We start from the raw sequence: 18,667 nt of genomic DNA, 5'->3' as shown, positions 1-18,667 counted from the left end.
AGAGCCCACTCAACCACTGCGCCATAAGTACCTAAAACAAGTATAAAAGAGTTTGGAACTAATTTTGTCCCAAACTCGCTCATCTTACAAGTCCTCGAAGGCATCCTTGACCTTATCAAAGAAGCCTTTCTTCTGAGGGTTGACCTTGATGTCACCCGCAGCCGCAAAATCCCTGAGGGCTGCTTTTTGGCGTTCGTTGAGGCCAGTCGGAGTGACGATGTTGACGGTCACGTATTGGTCACCGACTGCACCACCCCGTAGGCTCGGTGCTCCCTTGCCCTTGAGACGGAACTTCCGCCCTGTCTGGGTTCCCTCTGGAATCACCAAATCAACATCCCCATGGACGGTCGGTACATGGACCGTATCTCCCAGTGCTGCTTGGACAAAGTTGAGGTTGAGCTTGTAGTAGATGGTGGTGCCTTCACGCTCAAACTTATCTGAAGCCTGCACCTGGATGATGACAAAGAGGTCACCATAAGGACCACCGTTGAATCCAGCCTCCCCTTGACCAGCCAAGCGAATCTGCTGACCTGTTTCAACACCAGCAGGAATCTTGACGGTCACTGTATGCGAACGTTTCTCATGGCCTGTTCCACGACAGGTTTCACAAGGATGTGGAATTTGCTGACCACGACCATGACAGGCATCACAGGTCATTTGACGGCGCATGGTTCCAAGCGGCGTTTGAGTGTCCACATTGATGACACCTGAGCCGTGACAGCGGCTACAAGTAACAGGACTGGTCCCAGGCTTGGCCCCAGAACCTGTACAGGTACGACAGGTCGCTTCCCGCTTGTAGCTGACCTCTTTTTCCGCCCCAAAAATGGCCTCTTCAAACTTGAGCTGCACCCGGTACTGCAAATCGTCCCCCTGGCGTGGCGCATTTGGGTTGCGTTGGGCACCGCCACCGCCAAAGAAACTAGAGAAAATATCCTCAAAGCCGCCAAAACCACCACCATCAAAACCAGAGAAGCCGCCACCGCCAAAGCCAGCATTGGCCCCAGCCGGTCCATACTGATCATAGGCAGCCCGCTTTTGCTCATCACTCAAGGTCTCATAGGCTTCCTGAACATCCTTGTATTTTTGCTCAGCATCCGCCTCCTTGTTGATATCTGGATGGTATTTCTTGGACAGCTTCCGATAAGCCTTCTTGATCTCGTCCTGGGAAGCATTCTTTGAAACTCCCAGACGATCGTAATATTCTGTATTGTTCATAATTTATGATACAAAAGGCGTTAAGAAAACCGTATGAAAATAGGAAACTGACGCAGTGTGTACAGCACACCAGGAAGTTTATCATTTTCACTAGGTTTTTAGCCTGTGTTCGAGTAGCCGAACTTGTATTCCTTTCTTTGAAATGTTGAAAGTAGCCCGTGTTCGATTACGAACACTTTCCTTTCTGTAAGAATTAGAAGGGTATTTACCCAAAAACAGAGGCTGGGTTGCAACCTCTGTGATTGGAATCTTGACTTACTAAAAATAAATTTTTGATTTCTATTCTCTGGAGAGAGAAAATTGAGTTCGAGCTAAGAACCTTAACCGTTCGCTTCTAGTTTTCAGGCTCACGGGATAACATTGCCCACTGGACCAACTGTTCGTTTCTCATTTCTGGCTCGCAGGCTAGCTGAAAGAGTCTATTCCCAGACTCTTTCACTCCCCAAACGTTTTTACTTCTCCGTGAATTCCCCATCCACCACATCATCGTCGCCGCTTGGGTTGGCTTGGCTTGCGCCTTCCGCTCCTGCTTGGGCTTGTTGGGCTGCAGCGGCTTGCTCGTAGAGTTTCACAGCGAGGGCTTGGGCTTTTTCGTTGAGGTTTTCCAGTTTAGCCTTCATGTCGTCCAAGTTGTTAGCTTCTTGAGCGGCTTTCAACTCATCCAGGGCTGCTTGGGCTTGATCGCGTTCTGCATCAAAACCTTTGCCCTCTGTTTCCTTGATGGTTTTCTCAGTCGCAAAGATGGCTTGGTCCACATTGTTGCGAAGGTCTACTTCTTCCTTGCGTTTTGCGTCTGCTTCAGCGTTGGCTTCAGCATCTTTCATCATGCGATCAATTTCTTCATCTGTCAAGCCTGAGTTGGATTGGATGACAATATGCTGTTCTTTTTGGGTACCCAAATCCTTGGCTTTTACAGAAACGATACCGTTCTTGTCGATGTCAAAGGTTACCTCGATTTGTGGAATACCACGAGGTGCCGCAGGGATGTCTGTCAATTGGAAGCGGCCAAGCGTCTTGTTGTCTGCTGCCATTGGACGTTCACCTTGAAGCACGTGGATGTCAACAGCTGGCTGGTTGTCCGCCGCAGTTGAGAAGACTTGTGACTTAGAAGTTGGGATAGTGGTGTTGCGGTCGATGAGTTTGGTGAAGACACCACCCATGGTTTCAATACCCAGTGACAATGGTGTAACATCAAGAAGGACAACGTCTTTGACATCACCAGTGATGACACCACCCTGGATTGCTGCACCCATGGCAACCACTTCGTCAGGGTTAACGGATTTGTTTGGCTCTTTGCCAGTTTCAGCCTTAACAGCTTCTACAACGGCTGGAATACGAGTTGAACCACCAACCAGGATGACTTCGTCAATTTCTGACAAGCTAAGGCCAGCATCAGAGAGGGCTTGGCGAACTGGAGTTTTTGTACGTTCTACCAAGTCACGGGTCAAATCATCAAATTTCGCACGTGACAAGCTCATTTCCAAGTGGAGTGGACCTGCTGCACCCGCAGTGATAAATGGCAGGCTGATTTGAGTCGAAGTCACACCTGACAAATCTTTCTTGGCCTTTTCAGCTGCATCTTTCAAACGTTGAAGAGCCATCTTGTCAGCTGACAAGTCAATGCCATTTTCTTTCTTAAATTCAGCTACCAACCAGTCGATGATTTTTTGGTCAAAGTCGTCACCACCCAGCTTGTTGTCACCTGCTGTTGCCAATACATCAAAGACACCGTCACCGAGTTCAAGGATCGATACGTCGAAGGTACCTCCACCAAGGTCAAATACCAAGATTTTTTCATCCTTATCTGTTTTGTCCAAACCGTAGGCAAGAGCTGCTGCAGTTGGTTCGTTGACGATACGCTCTACTTCCAAACCAGCGATTTTACCAGCATCCTTGGTTGCTTGGCGTTGAGCGTCGTTAAAGTAAGCTGGAACTGTGATAACAGCTTTGGTTACTTTTTCACCCAGATAGTCTTCTGCATAACCTTTCAAGTATTGCAGAATCATGGCTGAAATTTCTTGCGGTGTGTATTCTTTGCCGTTAGCTGAAACTTTTTCAGATGTGCCCATTTTGGATTTGATGGACATGATGGTGTCAGGATTGGTGACTGCCTGGCGTTTTGCCGCGTCACCAACGATGATTTCACCATTTTTGAAAGACACAACAGACGGAGTAGTGCGGTTTCCTTCTGGATTGGTGATGATTTTGCTTTCAGTTCCCTCAAGAACTGCAACTGCTGAGTTTGTTGTACCTAAGTCAATACCGATAATTTTAGACATTGTTTTTACCTCTTTATATAATTTTTACAAGCCGTTAGCTTGATTTTTACTATCATATTATTCTCGCAGTAGCTGACTGAACTTTCTACGCCTGATAGGCTATGAAAATTCTAGTCAGCCTTGCGGGGCTAAAACAGTCTGGGGAAAGACTGCTTTAGATTACCAACTTAAAATTTGGACTTGGCGTCAACGAAATCAAAGATTTCTGACTTACCGCCTAGTTTACTGTCATTTCGGACAAACAGTTAGTCTTTATAACTGACAAAATCGACTAAGGGTCTGCGTTTTTGAGCCGTCTGGTTGATTAACGCCGATTCATCTCTGTAGCCCAAGCCAATACCAACGACGATGTCATAATGACTATCCACTTCCATCATTTCCTGGATTTCTTTGGTATCAATGACAAATTCGTAAGCAACCAAGCTATCAATTCCTAAATTACTAGCCGCTAGGGTCACAGTCGTTCCAAAACCACCCAAATCATAGATGGACCAATTTGGCGCATTCTTAGGCAAAGCCAAATAGATTATCGCTTGAGCATTATGAAGACGGATTCGTTCATTTTCCCAAAGCGACCTATCTCCATCCAGTAAGGCTAAAAAATCTTCTGACCATTTCGCCATGTTTTCTTGAGACTCTTGAAGCCATTCCGTTCTTGGTAAGGTTGGCCATTTTTGACTTGAAGCAATCTCTTGTTCCTTATTTAAACGATGTATTTTTCTCAACTTCTCGAGAGTCTCTCCTTGGGCCACATAAACTTTCCAAGGTTGAGAATTAACCCAGGATGGGATTCTCTGTGCTTGCTTTAAGATGGTATCCAAGTCGGAGCGTTTAATTGGTTGATCAGTAAAGGAACGAATAGACTTACGATGGGCTAGTATGTTTTCAAAATCCATGGAATCCTCCCTAATTATAAACCACCACCATGGCTGGTCTCAGTAGGCGCTCATGCAACTTGTAGCCCTTTTGGAGGACCTGGGCAATGGTATCTGCTGGGTTGTCCTCGTCCGCTGGGACAGTTTGAACGGCCATGTGAAGGTTGGGATCAAAGCTCTCTACTGCAACTTCTTCGACACCTTCTTCCTTGAGGGCTTGGATCAGGCTCTCACGAACCATCTCAATCCCTTTTTTAACATCCTCTGTCAGACCTTCAACCTGAAGGGCCCGCTCTAGGTTATCCAGACTCGGCAAGATTTTCTTGGCCAAATCCTGGGAGCGGTAGCGCTGCAAACTCTGGCGTTCCTCGTTGGCTCGGCGCTGGATGTTTTGCATTTCTGCGTGAGCTCGTAAATACTTGTTTTCAAAATCCTCTGCCCGCTCATTGGCCAGGTCTAGTTCTGATTTTTCAGGAGTTTCTTCAACCACTTCTTCGGTTGCCTCTACTTCTTCTAAAACCTCTTCTTGTTTTGTTTCTTCAGACAAGATTTTCACCTCTTTATAGATTTTTTAATGAACTTCATAATGGTTGCTATTGAGATAGCGGTAATAGTCGCCCAGCTTCATAGCCAGGACCCGACCGACAACATTCATCAGGCTGACACTTCTGCGGTAATCCATATCGATGGGGCCAATCAGACTCAGAATGCCAAAACCTCGATAAGGAATCAGGAACCGATGGGTCAAAACGGTCACCTTGGCCAGACCTGCTTCCTTGCTGTCTGCAACCTGGACACTGGCCATCTGGTCTTCTCCCAGATGTTGGCGAAAGGCTAGGGCCACTCCCTGCTCATCATCCAAAAACTGATAGGTCTTGAAATCCGCATACTCGAGGGAATTGACCTTGCCAGCCACGAAGACGGTTTCCTGAAAGAGAACCTCAAAGATGTAGTCAAAGAGATTCAGGACATTGTCCGTTGTCGTGAAATACTTCTGGACAATCTGCGGAATCTCGGTCCTCAACCTGTAATGAATATCCATAACAGGCCGCCCCAGAAGGCGCTCATCCGCAATTTCCTTGAGCGTGAGCAAATCACGCGCCAAGAAGTTTTTGGGAATGGCAAACTGGACGGTAGCTGGCTTGGACTCATCCAAGGTCAGGACTGCCAGGGCATCATGGCTAGATAGCTGTACGATGTCGAAGGCTGTCAATTTTTGCCTGGCCGGTTCCACATCTAAAATCACGGATGAATAACCGGTCAAGTCTGCCAAAATCTGGCCTGCCTTCTGCAAGATATCTTCTAGCTTAAAGGCTTCAAAATCAAAAGCCTTGACCACCTGATAAATATCCTGCTCATCGATGCTATCCAGATTGAGCGAATGCTTGACAAAATACTGAAAGCCTGCCGGGCTGGGCATCCGACCACTGGAGGTATGGGCCTTTTCCAACAAGCCCAGCTTTTCGAGCTTGGCCATATCATTGCGAATGGTAGCACTAGACGAATCAATCAAGGCCTGAAGAGCCTTGGAACCAACTGGTTCATGCGTCTGTGTGAACAAGTCCACAATCAGATTTAAAATCTCGTTCTGCCGTTGGGTTATCACAATTCCCATCACCCCCTTTGGTCGAAAGATGCTGACTGCTAGGCTAGATTTGCACCCTAGCTCCAGGATACCTTAGCACTCTACCTAGCCGAGTGCTAAAACCTACTCTTATTATACCTTGATTTTTCTACTTGTCAAGAAAAAATTAGCACTCTTTGTGCAAGAGTGCTAAAAATCCGTCTAAAGACCTAGTTCTTTATTTTTTTCTGCAAACGTAGGTAGCCTGAGCAGACATACACCATGACGCCTACTAGGATAACCAGCACGGTGAACATGATCCAATCTAGGCCAAAGGGCAATGTCCAATCAGTCAAGAGTAAGTTATAAAGATTCAAAAACAATGCGAAGACCTGTAAGCCTAGAGTGGTCGCGACAATTCTTTTCACCATCGCCAGCTTAGACTCCCTATCATTGAAGAGTTCTTCTGCCTCTCCCTCTTCAAACTGAGCACTCGTTTTTCGGAAATAGGAAAATCCATTGACATCTTGCAAATATTCCCAGCCATAGTCTGCGAAGAGGCGGACATATGCTTCCTTCTCCTTTTGATCACGTCGGTAGTCCAATTTATAAACCACATCCTCAGGCTCTGCCTTGTCAAAATAATAGGTCATGAATGTCACCTTTGATAATTTCCAACCTGACTGGTGCATCCGGCGAAGATAGTCCTCTTCACGGTCAAAATCCACAACAGTAAAAAATTTCATTTCTTTTTTAGTTTCCATAGCTGTCTCCCTTACTATTTCGATAGAGGCGTTCAATCCTCGCCAACTCTGTATCCAGGACTTCGCGCCCCACATCTGTCATGCGGTAAAACTTTCTTTTGTCCTCTTCCTTAACGAACACAATCAAACCATCTTTCTCCATCTTGGAGAGGGTTCCGTACATGGTTCCAGGGCTAATCATAACCTGACCGTCCGTGATAGCTTTCGTTCGTTGGGTGATGTCATAGCCATGCCGCTCCTCCTGCAAGGCAAAGAGAATATAAAATGCCGTTTCCGTCATGGGTACATAGACCCGTTTTATTTTTTCCTGCATAGTACCTCCAAGTTCGATATATCGAACCTCTATATATACTATATCGCACTACGATGTATTTGTCAAGAAAAAAACCAAGAAATTTTTCTTGGCTTTTATTATTCTATTACTCCTGCGATTTTCAAGCCACACGAACAAGGAACTCCTTCGATTAACTTGGAAGGCATATCCTAACTTAATGCTTGGTGCGCACAATACCTCCCCACTCGTGCTTCTTCTTGCGGTAACCAATGAAGCTAGTAATTCGTACAAAATGTAGAATCCAGTGCAGAAACAGGTAGCGGAAAAATGTGGCATAGGCCACCTTACACAAATCCACTGGTGTAATAAAGAGTTTTTGGAAATAGGCCCTCTGCAAAAAAGAAGTGACAGTAACGAGCGAGCAAAAAGCGACATATAAAAGGAAAAATGAACTAAAGAAGGTTAACTGCGCATGTTGCAAAAAAACAGAAATAAGAACAATCAGCAAACCGATGGATTCAACAAAAGGAGCCAATAGTTCAAAAAATAGGTAATAAACATAGGAAAGAGCTCCAACCAAACCAAAGCGCACCCCTGTCAGCATTCTCCAATATTTCCTTAAACACTGATACAGCCCCAAAAACCAACGGCGCCGTTGTTTTCGTAAATCTGTCAAGGTACTTGGAGCCTGACTCCAACAGATAGCACTGGTTTCATAACAGATCCGATATGGAATATTGTTATTGCAGCAATAATAATGCAGCTTCATAACCAGCTCCATATCCTCTCCCAGTGTTTCCGTGTCGTAGCCTCCCACAGCCTGAACATATTTTTTATGAAACAAACCAAAAGCTCCTGAAATAATCAGGTTAGAATCCATGTAGTCTAGGAAAATACGCGACCCCAGAAAGGAACAGTCATACTCAATTGCCTGCGAGCAGAGAACCAATTGCCAAGGAAGTTGATAGTGAGAAACAACTCCATTGGTAATCTCTACCCCTTGCGAAACTTGAACTTGGCCGCCGACCGAGATGACACTAGCATCTTTCTGGACTGGCCGTACAATATTTTTTAGGGAATCGCTCTGCAACAAAGAATCAGCATCCAAGCACAAAAAGTAATCATACTGGGCGGCGTTAATCCCAAGGTTTAAGACATCTCCCTTGCCACCATTTTCTTTCTCAATCAAGGTTACTAGAATGCCATCAACCACTCTTTGCGAGACTCGATGATAGGGTTTGCAGGGGATAATGTATTCAATCTTCCGGTCAGATTCCTCCAACAAAAAGGTATCTCGGACCAGTTGAGCAGTATTGTCTTTTGAACCGTCATCTAACACAATAATTTCATAATTTTTATAATCCAGTTGCAGCAGAGAATTGATAGACGAAACAATCGTCACCTCCTCATTATAGGCCGGAACAAGGATGGAGACAGAGGGCTCATTCTCTTCTTGCTCCTCTTGACCTTCTTGTTGATACTTGCTATGCAGATGCACACCACCGACTACAACTGAGAGCAAAAGAAAACTAGCATTGATAAGGAGGTAGGCAAAGAAAAGAAATTCAACAATTGCCAGAACAGATTCTGATATACTCATAAATAACTCCCTTATTTATCCTGTCCTTTCTTGGCAGTATTAGGTGACTCACCACGTCTACCTCTCTTGAAAATATAAAAAATATTAAAAATCAAAACAGCTAAGCAAATAATAATATAAAAATATAGAATATTCTTAATCATCCAAAACCCTCACTTCCAAGCATATTTAAGCATATAGTAGGATTCTTTATAGAATTCCTCTACATCTGGCCTTTCCCAAGTAGGCAGTGGATAAGTAATCATCTTTGCATGTTCTCCCTTCGCATACTTTGCCAGACCGATAGCAATCTGTTCGATTTCTATCTCTTCCACTCCATAGTGCTGATAGTAGTCGTCATGGATTGCACCAAAGGCAGGATTTGAGAAGTTCAGTAATTGCCAAGGAATGCGCACTTCAACAAAATCTTTTCCGAAGAAGATGTCTGATTGAGAGTTGAAGTTTTTCGTATAGCGGTTCCCGTTTCCATACTGCAGCTTTCCAGTAGGATACAAAGGATTCCATTTTTTTTCCCGCGGTGTTCTTTCAATATCATCAAAAATAAGGTTGTGTTTGACGACCATATTCACCGTATGGAAGTTTGGAGAATCCACTTCAGGCGGTTTAATATAAGGATCTTCCCCCGCTGTCTGCATTAAATAATTGGCCCGTACCGCATCGTACCGCTCTTGTACCATCAGGCGACTGTTTTCCTTGCCATCTATCACCAGCAAGAAATCTGCTGGTTTTTGGAAGGTCACCCCTCCTTCTGACCAACTTTTGCTACCTGATTTCCCAGTAATGTCCAAGGGTAAAATCCAGGCATCATCTGGTGAAAGGCCTTTCTTTTCCAAGGAGAGATATAAGAATTCTTCATCGCTATCAACTCGGAGAGAGGTATTCGATTCCTTCAATAAGACTTCTGTACTCCATTCAGTTTTCTTCCCATCAATTTGATGATTTTTCTTTTGGTTCCGAAAACCGACTAGTCCAAAGCCAGAATCATAGTCTTGAACATTTCCCCAAAGGAAATTCGTATGGCGATTTGTTGAGAAAGAGGTATTCCATGCACGAGCACTCCAATCATCTTGCCAGGAACTAATGACTGCCCCCATTGTACCAGAATCAATAAAAGCCTTGTAATCCTTTACTAGCAACTGCCCCTGTTCCTTCTCAGTCAGTGGGCCGTCAATTCCTCTTTGCTGAAGCGAGATGACCCCTCTTGAAGTGGAATAGCCATAGCCCAAGACCACAAGCGGCTCCTTGTGATAGGCCGTCAACATGCTAATATAATTGGCGGGATAATTCAGTTTCTGGTATTTTTTCAGATCCAAATCTGTTCCATCTGCTAAGATATAATCCATCAGTTTTGGGTGGTAATCCAATAACTGATAAGAGGCAAAGAGGCCTGTTTGAAAACGATTATGAGATTCAAAATGGCTGATATCCAATTGACTGTACTTCGGAGCTTGGGCTGCAAATGGTTCTCGATACAGAAAAGGATCCGTGGATGGTGAGTTGGCAAAGGTTACCAGATGTTGCCAGTCATATTTATCCGTTTCATAGCTGACCAATTCATCCATGACTTGAGCCAACATCACTTCAAAAGGATTGGCCTTGGAACGAGCACTGATATAGTTTCCACGATAACTGGCCCCGCTTTGCTGATGATTGGTATAAGCAATCATACCACTATTCCAATAATCACCCACCACATAGGACAACACCCATTTCGATACATCTTGCTGATAATTTTGATTTCCTGCAAGATTATTCCAAATCTGCTTTCTACCATGAACAACATCGACAGCAACTTTTGCATTCTGTATCCATTCTCCTAGATATAGCTCATCAAAAGCGTCCACTGACGAATTATCCATAGACTCGTCGATACCAATACCTTGCATCAGATATAAGGTATCGGATGAGTGGAGATTATGATAGGCCAAGGCTTCATAGAAATCTGCATCCATCACTGCTCTTACACGGATGGTATTGACACCCATCTCTGCCATTTTCCCCATCCAATCCAAATAGGTATCCTTATCAATGGACAACTCTCGCCGATGAAAGCCCGCTTGCGAACTTTCCAAGGTAACTCCTTTCACAATAAAGGGTTCCTTTTTCTTTGAAGAGGTTTGAATCAGTTCTTGACCCTGAACTTGAAAGGCATAATGGACTTCCTTTTTCTCTTCCTTCTGCGGGACATATAAACTTCCATCAAAGTAATAGAAATAATAACCAATCCCTAAAAACACAACAAAGAGACTGACAATAATGAGATATTTCTTCATGCTTTTCTCCTATTCCAATAAGGTATTTGTGTTTTTAGAAGGGGCGGAATACTGATACAAGGTCTCAATATGGTCATCCAACCAACGACCACGGTCTTCAATGAAATCTTTCAGAGAATCGACAGATTCCTCGTAACTCTTCTGATTTCGTTCAAACGGTACAAGATAATTCACTCCATCTGGTTTAGATAGGTCAAAGACATAGCCCCACTTGTCATTGTTGCGTTCGACAGCTGGCCCTAAAAAAGAGACCGTATCGTCAACATACTGCTCTAGGTAAGCCGTACTTAATGTTGTCTTTCTCAATTCATGGTATTTATTCACCACCAAATCAATAAACTCCCTGTCCTTGATCAGCATACTAAACCAAGGCACATCGAGCATGGTAAAACCAGCAGCATCATATTCCACATCGCTATAATTGTCAAAGGCATTGTTAAAATCCCAGACAACCAGCTTCATCTTCTCCCGCAAATCTTTGTACAAGTAGGTTGAAAACTTCCCTGCATCCGCATTCCGAAAGAATTCATTGATGATAAAATATTCCGCAAAAGCGTTTTTATCAAGGTATTGATCATATTGTTTTAAATCATAGGAATAGAGGATTCTCTCGATTTTGCTGATATCTTTTTCGACAAAATCTTTCTGAGCATCCGTTATCTTCTCAATATTTGGATAGCGGATATCCAAGGTAGAAATACCCGACTGGTGAATATAACGCACGTAGTTATTCACTACATTCTTAGCCTTATGACTACGGTCCCATACCACAATGTAAGGGGTTGTAGTGGACTTGGGATCGCTCTTATCGATGGCAATACGATATGGTCCTTGCTCAATACTTTCAACTGCTAGATAAAGCCCTTGGTATTTTCCGTTCAAGACTAACTCACAGTAGCGAACATTGGGAGCATATTCCATGATTTCGCCTGAGATATTATACGCTAAGTAATTCCTTACCAACGTCCTATCCAGAAACGGACCATGCAAGACCCACTCCGATTCTTCTGCCATCCCCGCCAAGGTTAACTTTGAATCTTCACCCTTATCATCGATAAATCGTACTTTCAAAGATTTTTTATCAAAATGTCGGGAGGAATTTCCCCGATAGGCTACTTCTGCTAGTGTAGTAGCCCTTGGTGTATCGTCAGTGGAATGAACCTTATTTGCCTCATCAAATAACTGAATCTGACTGCGGACAGATTGTTGCCGCGTACTGTCAGCAGCAGTCCCCCGCTCCTGAGGTATGGCCTTCCCCCCTTCTGTATCAATCGTGATAATCGGCAAATGGGTGGTCAATTTTTCGGATGTTCCGTCCGGTGCAGCCACATGATTTTCTAGGTGCTGATGGACCCTACCCTTCTCTTGTTGAGGTTTCACAACAGGCCAAAGAATACTGACCATAAGAAGAAAGAGCAGGGTCAACATATAGACTCTTCTGACTTTCATAACTATTTACCCATTAATTTCATCGCTTTGGGTTACAACATTAAAATATTCTACTGATCCTAACTGATAAACTTGCTGCGTTAAATTCTCTTTATTCCCACAGTGGCGATCGTAAATCTTGCGATTGACTTCAAAAATCATTTCAACGGTATCTTTGCTGGTATTTTTAACTCTTTGGACAATTTCTCCTTCAAAATAACGGAAAAACAGACCTTCTAAAGGCATTTCCAATCCTTGTTCTGCCCGTACAATCAAGAGCATTCTGTTTTCATTTTTAACCCTTCCCCAAATCAATAGCAACAGAAAGATGGCCGCACTACCAATGGTGGCAACCGTGTAATCACCGACACCACAACAGATTCCGACAACAATTGTCCAGAAAATATAAGTTGTATCGCGGGAATCTTTAACAGCTGTTCTGAAACGAACAACGGACAAGGCACCGACCATACCGAGCGAAAGGGCAACATTGTTTCCGATAACGGTCATAACAGTGGCGGTCAGGACCGTCAATGTCAAAAGAGTGATGTTGAATTTCTTACTGTATGTAGTCCCCGCATGGGTATATGCATAAGAAATATAAATGACACAACCTAAAATAGTCGCAGCGATAATATGCATGACCATCTCTTGAAGGGTCAAACTTCCATTTTGTTCTAAAATATTTTTCAATAAATCTTTCATAATCTTCTCTTTTCTACTATTTTAAAATCGATAATGTTTACTGATCATCCGGCCCATGCAGTATTTGCTGGCACTAAGCTCACTTCCATCTACTTCATCTAACAAATCCTTAATGTAAGATAACAAAAAACCATTATACTTGACTTCTAATATGACAAGTGCAGGGTCCAGTAAATGATATTGGAGCAGATCGTTCGCAAAAATATTATAGCTAGACTCCGTTCCAATAATATGGTGATCAAAGGTGATCCGAATATTATTTTCTTCAGCCACAAAAGCCTTTCTGGTATATTCGATGATGGTTTTTGGTCGATAACAATACTGACTCATTTTGTAAAAACATTCTAAGGCAAAGTCACTCTGCTGTTCCAAAAGCACAGAATAATTTCCGTTGACCAAGGCCAAAGCATCCTCTTTTTTGAGAGAGAGGGATCGTTTCTTCTGATTTGACCCCTGCTTTTGTTTCATTTCAAGCTTGGCAAAGGCACTATCACTGCCATAATTTCTCAGTCGGATTTTCTTTCTCAGTTCCAATCCTTCTTCTTTTTCCTGCCAATCAATATCATCTAATGAATCAAAGTAGAGAGAACGAATTTGATAACCATCCCCCGAACTGTGACCATCCAAATGCAAAACTTTCTCTAATTTTGCAGACAAGCGATAATAATCCTCTATGGTAATGAGGTACTTTTTTTCTTGACGTAATACTTCCTTCAAACTATTCCCCCCTTGTTCAGATTGTTGATATGCTACTCCTTTACTTGCTTTATACATGAAAAAGGCTATCATCATATTACAAAAATCAGTAACATAATAATAGCAAGCTAATTTTCAATTCACATGCTTATTGTAGCACAACTTATATAGATTGGCAAGCTTTTATACTAAATCTGTGAAGTCACATTGTTTCACCAATTGGATTTATTTTTTATATTCTCAGATTGAAGCTACCTGAAGAACAAAGACAGCCAGCTTATTGTGCAATAGATGGACTGCCATTTTATCTAAGAAGCATCTTCTTAAAATAACCATAAGTACCTAGGTCCAAGAAACCAAAACAGTTCCTCTAGCTCACTGAAAGATTGGTATCAAAAAGAATTTTCACGAATCAACTCTGCTCCACGTTGGCGATAGGACATATCCCCAACGGATTCAACGGTCATCTTGCCATCTTCATATTTGATGACGGTGACACTGCCATTGTCTAAGACTAGGCGTTTTTGATCCTCAGGGGCCAGCAAATCGACCAAAGTCGCAATGGTCATGCCATGGCTGACCACCAGAGCATTTCCCCCGCCCTGACGTTCAATTTTTCGGGCAATGGAGGAAAAACCATCTAAGATTCGGCCACTCAGGACCTCCCAGCTCTCTGCCCAGTTGGCTGTATCCGCTTGGACAATGCCATTGGCAATTTCCTCAAAAGACATGGTTGAGGCATCAACGATGCCGCTGATACGAGGCAAGACGCCGCTAAAGAGGTCTGCATCGTACATGCCCTCAAAGCTACCGAAACACCACTCCCGAATCCGCTTATCCTGGTAATAAGGTATTTTCCCTAAGATCCCCAGTTCTCTCTGGGCAATGGTAATGGTCTGTACTGTCCGTCCCAAGTCACTGGAAACTGCTAATTGGAAGTCCAGACCCGCATCCTTGAGCCCCAGGCCCAGTTCGCGAATCCCTTCTTCTCCAACCTTGGTCAGGGGCGTATCTGCCCAGCCCTGAATGCGACCGATGGTATTGAACATGGTCTTACCGTGACGCGAAATATAGAGTCTTGTTTCTGTCATCTTTTTTCCTCCTATATAGTTCTATTATACCAATAAAAAGTAAAAAACGCTCGCCAAGGCGAACGTTCGTGAATAGATTTTTAAATTACCGAACATGGAGGAGCAAATTTTTATGAGATAGGAAAGATCAGACCGCACAAACAAAAGTAGTAGCACCGCCATAACCATAAAGCTCCCAAGCTTACCCTCTTTCCACTTTTCTAATTTCTAAATAGGGAATCCTTATCGGAATCATGCACCATCTTTTTCCGGCTAAAGGCCAAATAACTAATCCCTGCTCCCACAATAAAAACAAAATGGAAAATAGTAGAGAGACCGATGATAAGTAAACCCAGTAAACCAGGAAAGGAACTACTGGTATCATGCGTCATATCATAGTAGCCATAGCAACAAAGACCAAACCACACTATAACAACCGTTCCCGTAAATAAAAAATAAGGGTGTTTCGGGGTAACAAAACGTTGCACCAATCCTGCCAGAAGCAAGTTGAAACCCAATAATCCATTAAAAATCAGGGCATAAAAGAGGATATAAACTGCAAGATGTGACACATCCTGAACGACCATAAAAATTCCTAATAAGACTGCAAAAATCGCTAATAGCCGTAGTCCCCATTTCAGCATATGCTTCCTCTCTTTTAGTTCTTGAAACTATGAATTGGCGCAGGAATCTGTCCGCCACGGTTGATAAAGTCAGCGGAAGAAGCCTGATTGACTTTAAGAAAAAAGTAACTTCTCAACTTTATTACTTTACTAGCACTTAACAACAAAACTTTCCCAGTCGGATAGACGAATACCTTCTTTCAAGCTACTTGATACCCTTTCATTTTTGATGCCCTACTTCAACTGCGTTTTCCCATAGTTAAGATAATGGACCCATGCAGCAAGTAAAAGCATCAGATGAATGAATAGTATTTCTGCAATTATCCCCCAGACGAGAAAAAACAAAATGAAACTTTCCGCACTATTCTCCCTTGATGAAACCAAGAAAATGATGAGGATGATGGTAGAGACGCAGACTGCACACACTGTCAGAGCAAACACACGATAGGGCTTTCGAGAATCAGATATGTGTTCAATCGCCCCTGCAACCAAAAGATTAACACATGTAAAACCAATTACTGCAAATGGAGTAAGTAAGAAGAACCAGCTCTCCGTGGATTGAGAAAATAGAATCACACAAACCAAAAACAGCAGGACTGTCACCATCAACAATCTAACGCCCCACTTTATCATCCCTCTCCCCCTTTTTGTATGACGAAGTGTCAGGTCACCCTTTCAATATACACTTTATTTTAGTTCTTAAAACTATGAATTGGCGCAGGAATCTGTCCGCCACGATTGATAAAGTCAACTGATGAGGCCTTATTGACCTTCATGACTGGAGCAGTTCCCAAAAGACCGCCAAATTCAATCATATCGCCTTCTTTACCCTTTGGAATAATCCGAACGGCAGTGGTTTTCTGATTGATGACCCCGATGGCTGCTTCGTCCGCAATCATAGCTGCGATGGTTTCATAAGGGGTATCTTCTGGGATGGCAATCATATCCAGACCAACCGAGCAGATGGCAGTCATGGCTTCTAGTTTTTCCAGATTGAGGGAGCCGCTTTGGACTGCCGCGATCATGCCCTCATCTTCAGAAACAGGGATAAAGGCACCTGAAAGACCACCGACTTGATTACAAGCCATTACACCACCTTTTTTAACTGCATCATTGAGCAAGGCTAGAGCAGCTGTGGTCCCATGGGTGCCGACTGTTTCCAACCCCATTTCCTCCAACACGCGGGCTACAGAGTCCCCAACAGCTGGCGTTGGAGCTAAAGATAAATCCACAATCCCAAACTTCACTCCCAGACGCTCAGAGGCCAGAGTGCCGACCAACTGACCGATACGGGTAATTTTAAAGGCTGTTTTCTTGACGGTTTCTGCTACCACATCAAAGCTGGCTCCGCGAACTTTTTCCAAGGCCCGCTTAACCACACCAGGACCAGAGACCCCGACATTGATAACCACATCCGCTTCACCCACACCATGGAAAGCGCCGGCCATAAAAGGATTGTCCTCGACCGCATTAGCAAAGACAACCAACTTGGCTGGCCCCATATCAGAAGCATCCGATGTTTCTTTGATAATCCGCCCCATATCTCGAACAGCTGTCATATTGATACCTGTCTTGGTGGAACCGATATTGACTGAAGAACAAACCTTGGAGGTTTCAGCCAGGGCACGAGGGATGGAATTAATGAGGATTTCATCCCCTTTTTGGTAGCCCTTTTGCACCAGGGCAGAATAACCACCGATAAAATCAACCCCGATTTCATGGGCTGCCTTGTCCAAGGCCTTGGCAATAGGAACATAATCCGTGGCATCAGTCGCTGCCCCAATCAAAGAAATGGGTGTCACTGATACACGCTTGTTGACGATGGGAATCCCGAGTTCGGCTGCGATTTCATCCCCAACAGCCACCAGCTTGCCAGCCTTGGCCACAATCTTATTGTAGACTTTTTCAGCCACTCGGTCGATGTCGGTATCAATACAATCCAGGAGAGAGATACCCATAGTAATGGTCCGAATATCGAAATTCTGCTCCTCAATCATTTCAATGGTTTCAGTAACCTGTCTAATATCCATTTTTCATAATCCCCTATCTTACAAGTTGTGCATAGCGTCAAAAATAGCTGCACTTTGAATGTTAATTTTGACCTGCAAGGACTCTCCATAGGCCTCCAGTTCAGAACGTAGTGCTGTAAAATCCTTCTTTTCATCCGAAGACACTACCGCCATCATGGTGAAAAATTCATCCAAAACTGTTTGAGAAATATCATCAATATTGAGACCTAACTCTGCAATTTTACCAGCTACACCTGCCACAATTCCCTTACTGTCTTTTCCTACTACTGTCACAATTGCTTTCATTTCAAGCCTCCTTTAATTTTCTACCATTTTATCACAAATAGATCTAAAACTAAAGATTTTATCAATATTAAAAGCCCTTAACAGGCTTTTTACGAATATTTAATCTCACTTGGATACTAGAAACCAGCTTTTTGCGACCGATTGGCATAGACTTGCCAGTCAATACCACGGGCATGGCACCAATTTTGAACAGCTGGAGCGAGAAATAGGTCCTTCTGCTGTAATTCCGTTAGGTTCTTAGCCCCTAGCATGGTCATGATCCTCTTAGTTTGCTCTTCCATGATGCGAATGTTCATCAAGGCATCTTCGATCCCCTTGTCATTGCGGGCCATTTGCAAGAAATGATTGGACATACCAACCAGCTTAGCTCCCATAGAGAGAGACTTGACAATATCCAACGGATTTTTAATGCCACCAGAGGCGATAATTTCAGGCCGCTCCTCCCCAGGCAGGGACATGGCCTCTGCTAACGAAACAACTGTTGATTGGCCCCAACCATGCATATAAGGATAGCGGTCGTACGCTCGGCGATTATCCTCAATTTTGGCAAAGTCAGTCCCACCAGTTCCTGAAATATCGACTGTTTTAACCCCAACCGAGGCCAGCTGCTTGACGGTCTCTCGGCTCATGCCAAATCCCACTTCCTTGACAATAACAGGCACTTCCATCTCCCGAACCAGGGTCTCAATATTGGTCAGCCAGTTACTGAAATCACGGTCTCCCTCAGGCATGAGTATCTCCTGAGGAGCATTAACATGGATTTGCAGGGCATTGGCTTCCAGGAGGTCCACTGCCCGTTTGGCATTTTCCACGTCATGATGGGCTCCTAGGTTGGCAAAAACGATTCCCTTAGGATTCTCCCGGCGGATGACCGAAAAAGTTTCGGCAACAGAAGGGTCCTTGATGGCCGCGCTGACTGAGCCAGAAGCCACGGGAATCTTAGCCAAAAATCCCAAAATTCCCAAGACACGGTTGATACGGCCTGT

Annotated in this window: 18 protein-coding genes; all 18 read right to left on the bottom strand. The window is 43.8% G+C overall.

Annotated features, from left to right (window positions below; translation table 11 throughout):
• Positions 1–84: 84 nt before the first annotated feature.
• Complete coding sequence (gene dnaJ / locus ACEYCN_RS10000) at positions 85–1,215, bottom strand: molecular chaperone DnaJ (protein WP_373714130.1); 1,131 nt, start codon at positions 1,213–1,215, stop codon at positions 85–87.
• Positions 1,216–1,667: 452 nt separating this feature from the next.
• Positions 1,668–3,494 (bottom strand): molecular chaperone DnaK, encoded by a 1,827-nt coding sequence (gene dnaK / locus ACEYCN_RS09995; RefSeq protein ID WP_373714129.1) that lies wholly within the window; start codon positions 3,492–3,494, stop codon positions 1,668–1,670.
• 245 nt (positions 3,495–3,739) lie between these two features.
• Positions 3,740–4,390, bottom strand: a complete 651-nt coding sequence (locus ACEYCN_RS09990) for a nitroreductase (RefSeq protein ID WP_373714128.1) — start codon at positions 4,388–4,390, stop codon at positions 3,740–3,742.
• A 10-nt stretch (positions 4,391–4,400) separates the two neighbouring features.
• Positions 4,401–4,916: a nucleotide exchange factor GrpE gene (gene grpE / locus ACEYCN_RS09985; protein ID WP_373714127.1), complete on the bottom strand. Its 516-nt coding sequence runs from the start codon at positions 4,914–4,916 to the stop codon at positions 4,401–4,403.
• Positions 4,917–4,940: 24 nt separating this feature from the next.
• Positions 4,941–5,975: a heat-inducible transcriptional repressor HrcA gene (hrcA, locus tag ACEYCN_RS09980; RefSeq protein WP_373714144.1), complete on the bottom strand. Its 1,035-nt coding sequence runs from the start codon at positions 5,973–5,975 to the stop codon at positions 4,941–4,943.
• 188 nt (positions 5,976–6,163) lie between these two features.
• The gene (locus tag ACEYCN_RS09975; RefSeq protein ID WP_373714126.1) at positions 6,164–6,697 is read right to left on the bottom strand and encodes a DUF2812 domain-containing protein; all 534 of its coding nucleotides are present in this window, start codon (positions 6,695–6,697) and stop codon (positions 6,164–6,166) included.
• Positions 6,687–7,010, bottom strand: a complete 324-nt coding sequence (locus tag ACEYCN_RS09970; protein ID WP_373714125.1) for a PadR family transcriptional regulator — start codon at positions 7,008–7,010, stop codon at positions 6,687–6,689. Before ACEYCN_RS09970 ends, ACEYCN_RS09975 begins: the two co-directional genes overlap by 11 nt.
• 175 nt (positions 7,011–7,185) lie before the next feature.
• Positions 7,186–8,571 (bottom strand): glycosyltransferase, encoded by a 1,386-nt coding sequence (locus ACEYCN_RS09965; protein WP_373714124.1) that lies wholly within the window; start codon positions 8,569–8,571, stop codon positions 7,186–7,188.
• A 152-nt stretch (positions 8,572–8,723) separates the two neighbouring features.
• Complete coding sequence (locus ACEYCN_RS09960) at positions 8,724–10,844, bottom strand: hypothetical protein (protein WP_373714123.1); 2,121 nt, start codon at positions 10,842–10,844, stop codon at positions 8,724–8,726.
• Positions 10,845–10,853: 9 nt separating this feature from the next.
• Positions 10,854–12,293, bottom strand: a complete 1,440-nt coding sequence (locus tag ACEYCN_RS09955) for a CotH kinase family protein (protein ID WP_373714122.1) — start codon at positions 12,291–12,293, stop codon at positions 10,854–10,856.
• Between the two features lie 6 nt (positions 12,294–12,299).
• Positions 12,300–12,977, bottom strand: a complete 678-nt coding sequence (locus ACEYCN_RS09950; protein ID WP_373714121.1) for a DUF4956 domain-containing protein — start codon at positions 12,975–12,977, stop codon at positions 12,300–12,302.
• A 21-nt stretch (positions 12,978–12,998) separates the two neighbouring features.
• Positions 12,999–13,694 carry a polyphosphate polymerase domain-containing protein gene (locus ACEYCN_RS09945; protein ID WP_373714143.1) on the bottom strand — a complete coding sequence of 232 codons (696 nt, stop codon included), beginning with the start codon at positions 13,692–13,694 and terminating at the stop codon, positions 12,999–13,001.
• Between the two features lie 371 nt (positions 13,695–14,065).
• On the bottom strand, positions 14,066–14,764 hold the full coding sequence (locus ACEYCN_RS09940; RefSeq protein WP_373714120.1) for a histidine phosphatase family protein: 699 nt from the start codon (positions 14,762–14,764) through the stop codon (positions 14,066–14,068).
• Between the two features lie 200 nt (positions 14,765–14,964).
• Positions 14,965–15,387 carry a hypothetical protein gene (locus ACEYCN_RS09935; RefSeq protein ID WP_373714119.1) on the bottom strand — a complete coding sequence of 141 codons (423 nt, stop codon included), beginning with the start codon at positions 15,385–15,387 and terminating at the stop codon, positions 14,965–14,967.
• A 213-nt stretch (positions 15,388–15,600) separates the two neighbouring features.
• Entirely contained in the window at positions 15,601–15,999 is a 399-nt protein-coding gene (locus tag ACEYCN_RS09930; protein ID WP_373714118.1) for a hypothetical protein, read from the bottom strand.
• A 59-nt stretch (positions 16,000–16,058) separates the two neighbouring features.
• Positions 16,059–17,396 (bottom strand): PFL family protein, encoded by a 1,338-nt coding sequence (locus ACEYCN_RS09925; RefSeq protein WP_373714117.1) that lies wholly within the window; start codon positions 17,394–17,396, stop codon positions 16,059–16,061.
• A gap of 18 nt (positions 17,397–17,414) precedes the next feature.
• Positions 17,415–17,681 carry an ACT domain-containing protein gene (locus tag ACEYCN_RS09920; RefSeq protein WP_373714116.1) on the bottom strand — a complete coding sequence of 89 codons (267 nt, stop codon included), beginning with the start codon at positions 17,679–17,681 and terminating at the stop codon, positions 17,415–17,417.
• 116 nt (positions 17,682–17,797) lie between these two features.
• A partial coding sequence (gene fni / locus ACEYCN_RS09915; RefSeq protein WP_373714115.1) for a type 2 isopentenyl-diphosphate Delta-isomerase occupies positions 17,798–18,667 on the bottom strand: 870 nt, incomplete at its 5' end.

The organism is Streptococcus sp. (assembly GCF_041802885.1).
Classification (GTDB): Bacteria; Bacillota; Bacilli; order Lactobacillales; family Streptococcaceae; genus Streptococcus.
The sequence above is the reverse complement of the archived record's forward strand: the minus strand, read 5'-3'. Positions and strand labels throughout refer to the sequence as shown.